This window comes from Candidatus Regiella endosymbiont of Tuberolachnus salignus, assembly GCF_964020115.1.
Classification (GTDB): domain Bacteria; phylum Pseudomonadota; class Gammaproteobacteria; order Enterobacterales; family Enterobacteriaceae; genus Regiella; species Regiella insecticola.
Genome location: NZ_OZ026542.1, coordinates 1,398,848 through 1,410,611, shown reverse-complemented (window position 1 = coordinate 1,410,611; position 11,764 = coordinate 1,398,848). Strand labels below are relative to the sequence as shown.

Here is an 11,764-nt window from a genome sequence, read left to right as displayed (position 1 = left end):
CCTAATTTATCTCTGGCTGTTTAAAGGCGAGAGAAATCATTAAAAAGTGCAAGCCCCATCAATAACATCAGTAAAATTGAACCAATGCGAAAACTGGCGTCTTGTACTCGCTCAGAAAGCGGTTTACCCTTTAGCTTTTCTATTGCTAATAAAAGCAAATGGCCACCGTCTAGTGCCGGTAATGGGAATAAATTAATAATCCCTAAATTGATACTAATAAGTGCTAAAAACATTAGATAATAGACTAACCCATACTCAGCCGAAGCGCCTGCACCTTGTGCAATAGAGATAGGACCGCTTAAGTTATTCAGCTTAACATCACCAACAATTAATTTTCCTAACATCTTTACCGTCAACCGCATCAATTGCCACGTTTTACACCCTGCTTGATACAATGCAACAAACGGAGCATATTGACGAATTGTTTTATATTCTTCTGCCAACGGCATCACTTTAGGCGCCACCCCAGCAAATCCTTGTCCGGTTAAATTTTTATCGGTAGTCGTTTTATCTAAATAATGATAATTGGATATTACTCCATCAACGATGATATCAGGTACCAGGGTTAAAAATAAGGAAGCGTCTTTTCTTTTCACTTCTAATGCTAATGGTTTACCTGGATTATCATGCACTAAAGCGACAAATAATGACCATTTATCCACTATTTTATCGTCTACTTTAACGATCTTATCACCCACTTGTAAACCGGCTTTTTCTGCTGCTGACCCAGATTGAACTTCAGCCAATACCGTCTGAATTTGTGACCCTACAGGGATAAGACCCAATGTTACCAATGGATCTTGCTTGTCTGGTTCAAATCTCCAATGCCGTAAATCTAACGTTTTTTGCATTATATTATCTGTATGATCTTCGACGTAATTTGACGCTGATAGAAAGGGTCTAACCTCCATTTCAATTTGATCGTCCCCCATTTTACTTATCAGTTGCAAACGCACAGCATCCCAATCAGATGTTGCTACACCATCAATAGCTTTTATTTCCATCCCCGCAGAAATACCGGCCTGTGCCGCGATCGACTGCTCAGGGACACCACCTACGACAGGACGGATACTAGGTACACCAAGGATGAATACTAGCCAATAAGCAAAAATAGCAAAGATAAAATTGGCAATCGGACCAGCACTAATAATAGCCATACGTTGCAGTACTGTCTTATTACTAAAGGTTTGAGAACGCAACGCGGGAGCCACAGCTTCAACACGCTCATCGAGCATTTTAACATAGCCTCCTAGCGGGATAAGTGCCAGGACATATTCAGTACCGAAGCGATCAGTATAGCACCACAATGCTTTACCAAAACCAATAGAAAAACGCTCTACTTTAACGCCACAGCGACGCGCGACCCAGAAATGACCAAACTCATGCACGGTAATTAGAATACCCAATGCAACGATAAACGCAGCCAAATTCCAAAGTATATGCATGATAAGCCTTAAAATAGATTAAAATACTAGCAACATCAAACCCGCAAACACCGGTACGGCGGCGGTTAAACTATCGATACGATCTAATACCCCTCCATGTCCTGGAATTAAATAGCCACTGTCTTTAATACCCGCTTCCCGTTTAAGCATACTTTCGGTTAGATCACCCAGTATCGATGCCAATGCAGCTACAATAGAGCAAATTACCAGTTTTTCAGTGACGATATTTAACGGCGCATAATAGCTGAATAAAAATGAAATTAAAGCAGCACTTAATAATCCCCCTAACAACCCTTCCCAGGTTTTCGAGGGTGAAATTTTAGCGGCCAATTTATGTTTACCAAATGCTTTACCAAAAAAGTAAGCTCCAGAATCGCTTCCCCACACTAATAGCATAATGTAGAGCAGCCACCAAGCCCCCGTTTCCTGATTCTGCTCGTAACCATATTGTCGCAATGCAAAAATGCCCCAAAAGAACGGCACAATAGTTAATACGCCAAAAATGATAGTCAGAGTGCGTGAATTACGCCAGAGTGCTGCTGAACGGGGATAAGTGAGTATCAATAGTAACGCCGTTGCCCACCAGCCCATAGAGAACCAAAGCGGGATACGTATCTGTCTAAGATCTAATGGATTTTTATAGGCTGGCATACTCAGTAACATTACAACTAGAAGAAAGCCGCAGAATATCGCTAACCAAAGCCGCTGTTCTTGGGTAACAAACCCGGCGAATTGCCCCCACTCCCAAGCTGCCAACATACACACCCCTAAAGTCATGACGGCAAAAACCATCGGTGGTAGTAAAAATAATCCGCATATAACAATAGGAATCAAAATCAAAGCAGTAATCAAACGATACTTTAGCAAAAGTTTCTCCTAAGATGCTGTTACATCGATATCGACAGGTGAAAGCCCCCCAAAACGACGCTCACGTCGAGCAAATTCTTTCAATGCCATTTCAAAAGCAGGTTCATCAAAATCAGGCCAGAGTATATCTGTGAAGTAGAGTTCAGCATAGGCGGTTTGCCATAATAGAAAATTACTGATGCGATGATTACCTCCTGTTCTGATCACTAGATCAACCGGCGATTGAGTATTCAAACAAATACAAGAATTAAGTAATTCTTCATTTAGCTCCTCGGGTTGTAATAACCCCTCCTGCACTTGGTGAGCTAGCTGGCGTACACTTTGAATAATATCCCAACGACCGCCATAATTAGCCGCTATATTGAGTTTTAAGCCATCATTTTTCGCCGTTAGTGCTTCAGCACGGGTAATATGATCTTGTAACGATGTAGAAAATTGACTAGTATCACCAATAATATGCAAGCAAATATTATTTTTATGTAAATTTTTGACTTCGTGGCTCAACGCCCAGACAAAAAGTTCTAGCAGCGCAGTAACCTCCGTGGCGGGACGTCTCCAATTTTCACTACTAAATGCATATAACGTAAGCGCATCCAAACCATGTTTTGCAGCAAAACTCACCGCTCTTCGTACTGATTTTACGCCAGCTTTATGGCCGTATACCCTCATTTTGCACTTATTTTTTGCCCAACGACCATTGCCATCCATAATGATAGCAACATGACGCGGACGAGGCGCTGGAAGATAGCAAGCAGTTTTATATGCATTCTGGAACAACATAATTCGAACTTATTTTCCTTATCAAGATTAATTTTTCCGCAAATTGCAGATGACTTCATTAGCTTCCTTTCTAGCTAGTTGGTCAATTTCCAAAACCTCTTCTACGCTGTTTGGCTCTTTTGATGTCTGCTTTTCAACTACTTTTTCATTCACTTTTACAATATCAGTAAATCTAATAGTGCCGTCGAGAAATTTCTGCACTGCAACCTCATTGGCTGCGTTAAGTGCAGTAGTTGCTGTCTGGCCGCTGTGACAAGCATCAATCGCTAATGGCAAGCAAGGATAACGCTGCTTATCAGGCTGTGTGAATGTTAACGCTCCCATCTGGCAGAAATTGAGAGCGTCAACACCCGACTTAATCCGATCAGGATACGCCATCGCATAAGCAATAGGTATCCGCATATCAGGAGAACCTAATTGTGCTAATACACTACCGTCGTTATAACATACCATGGAATGAATAACAGACTGGGGATGTAACACCACTTCGATCTGCTCGGCAGAAGCGTTAAATAACCAATGTGCTTCAATATATTCTAGCCCTTTATTCATCATGGTCGCGGAGTCAACTGAAATTTTACGCCCCATAGACCAATTAGGATGAGCACAAGCTTGCTTCGGTGTTACATCGCCAAATTCCGCTACGGGAATGTCGCGGAGCGGGCCACCAGAGCCTGTCAAAATAATAGATGACACACCCTGTTCCACTAGCGAAGCATCACCTAAACGTTGCTGCATTTGTTGGGGCAAACATTGAAAAATGGCATTGTGTTCACTGTCGATCGGTAATAGCTGTGCACCATTTTTTTTCACTGCATCCATGAAAATATGGCCGCAGGTGATGAGTGATTCTTTATTTGCCAACAATACTCGCTTACCTGCCTCAATGGCGGCCAAGGTAGGTAATAATCCAGCAATACCGACAATAGCCGCTATAACTTGATCTACTTCAGGTAATTTTGCTAATTCACAAGCAGCGTGCTGACTAGAAATAACCTCTGTTGTTTCTATTTTTTTTTCTTTTAACCGCTCTCGTAGCGTGCATGCTGCAATTTCATCTGCCATCGCCGCATATTTTGGCATAAACTCCTGACATTGCGCGGCCATTTTATTCACATTATATCCGCCAACCAAAGCCGTCACGCTAAATAAATCAGGATGCGCCTTTACCACCTCCAAAGCCTGACAGCCGATGGAACCGGTAGAGCCAAGTATAGTCAGACGTTTCATAGAGATCTTCTAACGTAAAAATAATAGCAATTAAAATTCTTTTAATTCTTCTTCTTTCTTTTTTAATAATTCATCAATTTTCTTGATAGCACCGTCGGTCAACTTTTGTATTTTGTCTTGAGCCTGCCGTTCTTCGTCTTCACTTATCGCTTTGTCTTTCAGTAAAGCTTTAATTTTTTCGTTAGCATCTCGGCGAACATTACGTATAGCAACACGGCTATTTTCAGCGTCCTGCCCGACGATTTTTATTAATTCTTTACGGCGTTCTTCCGTTAATGGAGGCAGGGGGATACGAATCCTACTGCCCGCAGAAGACGGATTAAGACCCAAATCAGAGGCTATAATGGCTTTTTCTACTGCAGAGATTAGGTTACGATCAAATAAATCAATCGCTAAAGTTCTAGCATCTTCTGCTACTACACTAGCCAATTGACGCAAAGGGGTGGCACTACCGTAATATTCCACTTTAATGCCATCAAGAATAGAAGGAGAAGCACGACCAGTACGAATTCTGCTACTTTGTGTTTGGAATGTCGCTATGCATTTTTCCATGCGCTCTGTAGCGTTTATTCTAATGTCATTAATCACGTTATGAACCCTAAAATGATAATTAAATTGGCTTATACCCTTCGCCTTTCAAGTTACGGCGGCGTTGGCAGCGATCGCTCACCTCCGTCATTCATGTACTATGTGTACACTTCGGCGATTCAATTGATTGCCACCTTGCCGTAACTCGAAATTTATTGGGTATATATAGTCTTCTCAGGAGCAACTAAAGGCTTAGAAATTAATGTCCCTTCTTCTTCACCCATGACAACGCGTAGTAACGCTCCTTTTTTATTCATATTAAACACGCGAATCGGTAGATTGTGATCCCGTGCTAAAGTAAAAGCGGCAAGATCCATTACTTTAAGCTCTTCATCCAACACCTTCTTATAAGTTAAGTGTTGATATAATTTTGCCTTTGGATCTTTTGCAGGATCTGCTGTGTAAACACCGTCGACTTTAGTGGCTTTTAACACAATGTCCGCTTTAATTTCAATCCCACGTAAACAAGCAGCGGAATCTGTAGTAAAAAATGGATTACCGGTGCCGGCAGAAAAAATGACGACACGGTTATGACGTAACAAACTGATGGCCTCAGCCCAGCTATAATTGTCGCATACTCCACTTAGTGAAATAGCCGACATCAAACGGGCACTCACACAAGCTCGATGAAGTGCATCTCGCATTGCCAAACCATTCATGACGGTCGCTAACATCCCCATATGGTCGCCTACCACACGGTTCATGCCCGCTTTTGCCAAACCAGCACCACGGAATAAATTCCCCCCACCAATGACCATACCAACCTCAATTTCCAGTTCGGTCAGTTTTTTTATTTCATTCGCCATACGATCTAAAGTTTTAGGATCAATACCAAAACCTTCTTCACCTTGTAATGCTTCGCCGCTTAATTTTAGCAGAATACGTTTATATTTAGGTTTGGGTTTAGGTTCCAGTTTTGGTTTTGTGTCTTTTGTCATGGTGTTATGTCCTAGAGCAGCAGTATTGGGGGAGGATGGTTTCGGGGAACTAGTGACATATTAGAGCCTGTTAGAAATCTCTTGTGCTCGCACGTTAACGAAGGTTGCTGTGCGTCGGGCGCCTTAACTTCACCTCCCTCGCTACGGTTTTGCAAGCAGTTTTTTGTCAAAAACGTGCTCAAAATGCTCATTTACTCTCTTGTTTTGTACAAAAAAGGCAACCGCGTTTTTTCGCCTATTTTTTTTTCAATTGAGCGTAGTTCAAAGAAGACTTCGAATAGGCTCTAAGAAGTCTATTGTCAAAATTTAAAAAATAAAACCGCCCATCGGCGGTTTTATACGGATGTTTAAGAAGATGCACTCATGGCTGCCACTTCTGCAGCAAAATCATGTTGGATTTTTTCAATCCCTTCTCCCACTTCATAACGAACGAAAGCGGTTACATCAGCGTTATGTTCCTTTAATAACTGTGCGACAGTTTTATTCGTATCCATCACGAAATTCTGGCCAGTCAGGGAAATTTCACCGGTAAATTTACGCATCCGACCTTCGACCATTTTTTCAGCAATTTCACGTGGCTTGCCAGACTGCATAGCAATATCCAATTGAATCTGGTGCTCACGAGTGACAACCTGCTCTGGAACATCTTCCGCTTTGAGGTATTCCGGCTTGCTTGCTGCGATATGCATTCCAATGTGCTTTAATAATTCTGTATTTGCATTTTTTCCGGCCACTATCACTCCGATTTTTGCACCACCATGCAAATACAAACCCACCACATCACCTTCAACTAGGGTAACACGGCGAATAACGATGTTTTCACCCAATTTAGCAACTAAAGCGGTACGTTGTTCTTCGAATGTGGATTGCAAGCAGGTAATATCAGTTGCTTTATCAGTGAGCGCTTGGCTTATCACTTTTTCACCAAATGCATAGAAATCAGGATTTTTCGCTACAAAATCTGTTTCACAATTTAATTCAATCATTACAGCAATTTTTTTGTCTGAGCTGAGTTGAGTCAGAATAATACCTTCAGCGGCAACACGCCCTGTTTTCTTCGCTGCTTTTGCTTGACCTGATTTACGCATATTATCGATAGAGAGCTCAATATCACCGTTAGCTTCAACTAAGGCTTTTTTACAATCCATCATGCCGACACCGGTACGTTCACGGAGTTCTTTTACCATGGCAGCAGTAATATCAACCATTTTATTTTCCTCATTTATCTCTTAGGGGAGAATAGTGTCTCTAAGCGCCTGTCTAAGTCTCTTGTGCTCGCTGATACTTTAGACTTCTTGCATAACCTAGTGCGTGGTGTGAATTCGGTGTTGCGTGGTGCTCACAATCCTCCTGTACTTATATGTCAACGAAGGTTGCTGTGCGCGCCTTGCGCTTTGACCTCACAACCCTCGCTACGGTTTTGCAAGCAGTCTTTTGTCAAAAACGAGCTCAAAATGCGCATTTATTCTCTTCATTAAGTATAAAAAGAAACTGCGCTTTTTCGCTCATTTTTTTCTCAATTGCGCGTCGCTCAAGAAGATTTGGAACAGGCTCTAACAGAATGTGCTGGATTAAGAGATTATTCAGCTTGTTCGCTAAATATTTGTTCCGTTTGCACAGCTAAATCCTGTGAATTACCTTCACGAATCGCGGCAGCAACCGCGTCCAGGTACAAATTAATCGCCCGGATGGCGTCATCATTACCTGGAATAATAAAATCGATACCCTTTGGATTAGAATTAGTATCAACAATTGAGAATATGGGGATGCCTAAATTATTGGCTTCTTTGATAGCGATATGCTCATGATTAGCATCAACAACAAAAAGCGCATCGGGTAGTCCCCCCATGTCTTTTATCCCACCCAAACTTTTTTCTAGCTTGGATAATTCACGCGTACGCATTAACGCTTCTTTTTTAGTTAGCTTCTCAAAAGTGCCATCCTGAGACTGGCTTTCTAACTCTTTTAAACGCTTGATAGATTGACGAACGGTTTTCCAGTTAGTCAACATTCCGCCTAACCAACGATGGTTAACAAAATACTGCTTGCAATCTTCAGCAGTCTTCTTGATCGCTTCACTTGCTGCACGTTTAGTTCCAACGAGCAGAATTTTACCTTTACGAGTAGAAATTTTGCTCAATTCAGCCAAGGCTTCATTGAACATAGGGACTGTTTTTTCTAGATTAATGATGTGAACCTTGTTACGCGATCCGAAAATGTAAGGTTTCATTTCCGGATTCCAGTAACGAGTTTGATGACCAAAGTGGACACCCGCTTGGAGCATATTGCGCATGGAAACAGTTGCCATGATTAAAGCCTCTTTTTTTGGTTGGGGTTATGCCTCCACAAATCCCATAACACCGACCCAGTAAACACCTTCCACCTATTTTTATTAGACCTCTTTCCAAACCTACTACGTGACGCGAATCCTGCGTTGCCCGGTGCTCGCAATCCTCATGTACTGTTGTACACTCCGGTTGCTGTGCGCCGGGGCGCCTTGACTTAGCATCACTCGCTACGGTTTGGAAAGAGATCCATTAAATCTAAGTGATAAATTTCTGAGCACCCCGGTGTACGTGACGATTTGTGTGTGTTCTTGACACATTAGGCGCGCTTTATACCACAAACCGCCACCGTACACCAATTTTTGTTACTTTTTTGGTCTTTTAGATCGCTTTCTTCTTAGTTTATTTTTTAGGTGGATTAATGATCATTATAATGAGAATAATTGTGATTAAAATGAGGAGCTCATTGGTGTAGATCATGTGATGAACACTCCCCCTCTTTCATTTTATGAAGCCAATCTATGTAGCTTGTTGCCTGTTCTAATGTGTCTACTTTTCCAAACGAATTATTATCTAGCCATAAATGATAATGAACGATAGGATTCACTGCTGTTTTTGGATGACGAATAATAATAAATTCACGATATTGATGTGAATGGCGGCTGAGTGTGATGAGGGTATGAGTCATTTTTTTCCCCAAGCCCCCATTGCTATTTTGCCAAAACATTCGATAAGAGCAGCAAAGTAATGAAGATCAACTATTTTAACACTCTTCAATCCGTGTTGGTGGTTGATGATTTGCATTAATAGTAAAAAGGGATGATGCTCGAGATCATTTTGTACTGGGTGTAACGGCATAGCGAAAAATGTTGCATCGCTGTCGTTATTAAGAAGATTTCGCTTGATATTGTTAGCGGGTAAATAAAAGAGAAATAATCCCCTATCTTTACATATGAAAAGTAATGAATTCATATCTTTTTTCAATGGGATCATTTTCCTTTTTGATTTTTCCACTGAAATTACATTGCTTTCTCTTAGTTTATTTTGCGGCATTTCTTTCATGAGTTATCCTTACTCAGTGGATTGTGAATCCTTCATCATTGCTCCTGCGGGCACGGGAGTATTGGCCGAAGATTAACTCCTATATAGGATTACTGTCAATGACGCTAAGTGAAAAAATAAAAGCAATAAGAAAATCTGAAGGGTTGAGTAAGGCTAAATTTTGTGAATTTACGAATATCCCATTGAGTACATTAGATAAATATGAAATGGGTAAATTTGAACCGAGTGGTGCTACACTCATGAAAATTACTCAGCACCCCCTCTTCATAAAATATACTTTATGGTTGATGACAGGTAATGCAGCCCCAGAAGCCGGACAAATATCGCCGGCGCTCTCCCCTGGTGGGCACGAAAATATATTCAACTACCTAAAAGACCAAAAGGCTGGTTAACTGCGGACAAGATTAAAAAAACATGGGGAAAAGGCGGTATTTGCTACGAAAGAAATTATTTTGATAAATATTAATTTATGATTTGAAACCCTTTTTGCTACATTTTGATATGCAAGGTATATACCCACAATCCTTCAAGTTGCCGCTAGGCGGCCAGGATGTGAGACCGATGAGCGTGGACATACCATGAGGCGAACACCCGCAGCCAACAGCGCGGCGGCTTCAAAGGTGAAGGGTATAGCAGCAGGGTTACGCCGTTTATGGCAAGAAAGATGTCAAGCACGAAGTCTAATATAATATTTAAGGATGTTAATTAATGACAGTCACTAAGTTAGTTTTGGTAAGGCATGGTGAGAGTGAGTGGAATAAAGAAAATCGTTTTACCGGTTGGGCTGATGTCGATTTGTCTGATAAAGGTTGCCTCGAAGCCAAACAGGCCGGTGATTTACTAAAGAAAGAAGGTTTTATATTCGATCTTGCCTATACCTCAGTATTAAAACGCGCTGCCAATACTTTATCATCTGTGCTAGTGCGTTTAGATCAATCTGAGTTGCCCGTTGAAGCATCTTGGAAACTTAACGAACGTCATTATGGAGCGCTACAGGGTTTGGATAAAGCTGAAACGGCTAAAAAGTATGGCGAGGAGCAAGTGAAACAATGGCGTCGTGGTTTCGCCATCAGCCCACCTGAATTGACAAAAGAGGACGAACGCTACCCTGGCCATGATCCGCGTTACGCAACGCTACTTCCCCATGAATTACCTTTCACTGAAAGTCTAGCCTCAACCATCGAGCGAGTTATTCCATACTGGCAGCAAGTCATCAAACCACGTGTCATGGAAGGTAAACGTGTCATTATTGTCGCTCATGGTAATTCGCTCCGAGCACTGGTGAAATATCTTGATAATATGAGCGAAGAAGCGATTATGGAACTTAATATCCCCACCGCTGTGCCCTTGGTCTATGAACTTGACAAAGATCTAAAACCTATCAAACATTATTATTTGGGAGACAGCGAAGAAATTGCGAAAAAAGCAGCAGCTGTTGCGCATCAAGGTAGAGCTCAATAGCCTGTATACCCTTCGCCTTTTAAGTTACGGCAAGGCGGCCAGGGCGACCGACCGATGAGCGTAGATAGACTACCTGATGAGGCGAACACCCGCAGCCAACGCCGCCGTAACTTGAAAGGCGAAGGGTATAGATAAAATTTAGGAATAAACCCTATGGCTAATTCTTCATCATTTTTGCAAGATAGTAATAGTAAACGCTTATTCATCGCTTTTGTCGTCACTGTGCTATTTATGCTGGCAGAAGTGATTGGCGGTTTGATCTCTAGTTCACTCGCATTGTTAGCTGACGCCGGTCATATGGTAACCGATGCGATGGCGTTATTCATCGCGCTGGTTGCCGTGCACTTTTCTCGGCGTAAACCCAATACTCGCCATACTTTTGGTTATCTGCGATTAACCACGATAGCCGCCTTTGTTAATGCTACGGCATTGCTGCTGATTGTCTTATTAATCATTTGGGAAGCTGTTCACCGTTTTATCGAACCCCATCATGTGCTGGGTCTCCCAATGCTGGTTATTGCCGTCGCCGGATTTTGCGCTAATCTATTTTGTTTTTGGATATTGCACCGCGGCACTGAAGAAAAAAATATTAATGTGCGGGCTGCCACTTTACATGTACTGGGTGACTTACTGGGTTCAGTAGGTGCCATCATTGCAGCAGTGGTTATTTTGACAACTGGCTGGAGTCCAATAGATCCTATCTTATCCATACTCGTTTCAGTATTGGTACTGCGCAGTGCCTGGCGTTTATTAAAAGAAAGCTTTCACGAATTACTTGAAGGAGCGCCGAAAGATGTGGATATCGACCAATTACGTAAAGAATTATGTCTTAATATTGATGAAATAGATGACGTTCATCATGTTCATTTATGGCAAGCAGGTGAGCAACGCTTGATGACATTGCATGTCCGTGTCACCCCACCGCAGGATCACGATAATCTATTACAACGTATCCAACAGTATTTATTAAAGCATCATAATATTGGCCATGCGACTATTCAGACAGAATACCAGTCTTGTAAAGGAGAAAATTGTGATATTGGTCAATTAGCCCATATTAGCGGCACTCAACACCGGCATTAACAAAAACTTTTCATTTCACTCTTTT

13 protein-coding genes are annotated in these 11,764 nt (G+C 41.8%); 3 read left to right on the top strand and 10 right to left on the bottom strand.

From position 1 onward, the window contains the following. Positions 1–20 precede the first annotated feature (20 nt). The 10 genes from rseP to AACL30_RS07335 all read right to left on the bottom strand — a co-directional run bounded on the left by rseP (position 21) and on the right by AACL30_RS07335 (position 9,195). Positions 21–1,448: a sigma E protease regulator RseP gene (gene rseP, locus AACL30_RS07380; protein ID WP_339058418.1), complete on the bottom strand. Its 1,428-nt coding sequence runs from the start codon at positions 1,446–1,448 to the stop codon at positions 21–23. A gap of 15 nt (positions 1,449–1,463) precedes the next feature. Beyond that, positions 1,464–2,312 (bottom strand): phosphatidate cytidylyltransferase, encoded by an 849-nt coding sequence (gene cdsA, locus AACL30_RS07375; protein ID WP_339058202.1) that lies wholly within the window; start codon positions 2,310–2,312, stop codon positions 1,464–1,466. A 9-nt stretch (positions 2,313–2,321) separates the two neighbouring features. Then, the gene (gene ispU / locus AACL30_RS07370; protein WP_339058201.1) at positions 2,322–3,092 is read right to left on the bottom strand and encodes a (2E,6E)-farnesyl-diphosphate-specific ditrans,polycis-undecaprenyl-diphosphate synthase; all 771 of its coding nucleotides are present in this window, start codon (positions 3,090–3,092) and stop codon (positions 2,322–2,324) included. 27 nt (positions 3,093–3,119) lie between these two features. Next, on the bottom strand, positions 3,120–4,322 hold the full coding sequence (gene ispC / locus AACL30_RS07365; protein ID WP_339058200.1) for a 1-deoxy-D-xylulose-5-phosphate reductoisomerase: 1,203 nt from the start codon (positions 4,320–4,322) through the stop codon (positions 3,120–3,122). 30 nt (positions 4,323–4,352) lie between these two features. Further along, positions 4,353–4,910, bottom strand: coding sequence for a ribosome recycling factor (gene frr, locus AACL30_RS07360; protein WP_339058199.1), 558 nt, complete (start codon positions 4,908–4,910; stop codon positions 4,353–4,355). A 152-nt stretch (positions 4,911–5,062) separates the two neighbouring features. Continuing rightward, positions 5,063–5,848, bottom strand: coding sequence for a UMP kinase (gene pyrH / locus AACL30_RS07355; RefSeq protein WP_339058198.1), 786 nt, complete (start codon positions 5,846–5,848; stop codon positions 5,063–5,065). Positions 5,849–6,195: 347 nt separating this feature from the next. Further along, positions 6,196–7,056: a translation elongation factor Ts gene (gene tsf, locus AACL30_RS07350; RefSeq protein ID WP_339058197.1), complete on the bottom strand. Its 861-nt coding sequence runs from the start codon at positions 7,054–7,056 to the stop codon at positions 6,196–6,198. Between the two features lie 371 nt (positions 7,057–7,427). Then, the gene (gene rpsB, locus AACL30_RS07345; protein ID WP_339058196.1) at positions 7,428–8,156 is read right to left on the bottom strand and encodes a 30S ribosomal protein S2; all 729 of its coding nucleotides are present in this window, start codon (positions 8,154–8,156) and stop codon (positions 7,428–7,430) included. A gap of 440 nt (positions 8,157–8,596) precedes the next feature. Then, complete coding sequence (locus AACL30_RS07340; RefSeq protein WP_339058195.1) at positions 8,597–8,821, bottom strand: hypothetical protein; 225 nt, start codon at positions 8,819–8,821, stop codon at positions 8,597–8,599. Further along, a complete protein-coding gene (locus AACL30_RS07335; RefSeq protein WP_339058194.1) occupies positions 8,818–9,195 on the bottom strand; it encodes a hypothetical protein in 378 nt (125 codons plus the stop codon). The genes AACL30_RS07340 and AACL30_RS07335 overlap by 4 nt, the downstream gene beginning before the upstream one ends. 98 nt (positions 9,196–9,293) lie before the next feature. Here AACL30_RS07335 and AACL30_RS07330 point away from each other — a divergent pair, with 98 nt between their 5' ends. The 3 genes from AACL30_RS07330 (at position 9,294) to zitB (ending at position 11,739) form a co-directional block, all read left to right on the top strand. Beyond that, positions 9,294–9,587, top strand: coding sequence for a helix-turn-helix domain-containing protein (locus AACL30_RS07330; RefSeq protein WP_339058193.1), 294 nt, complete (start codon positions 9,294–9,296; stop codon positions 9,585–9,587). A 316-nt stretch (positions 9,588–9,903) separates the two neighbouring features. Beyond that, the gene (gene gpmA, locus AACL30_RS07325; protein ID WP_339058192.1) at positions 9,904–10,656 is read left to right on the top strand and encodes a 2,3-diphosphoglycerate-dependent phosphoglycerate mutase; all 753 of its coding nucleotides are present in this window, start codon (positions 9,904–9,906) and stop codon (positions 10,654–10,656) included. Positions 10,657–10,809: 153 nt separating this feature from the next. Next, complete coding sequence (gene zitB / locus AACL30_RS07320) at positions 10,810–11,739, top strand: CDF family zinc transporter ZitB (RefSeq protein ID WP_339058191.1); 930 nt, start codon at positions 10,810–10,812, stop codon at positions 11,737–11,739. Positions 11,740–11,764 lie beyond the last annotated feature (25 nt).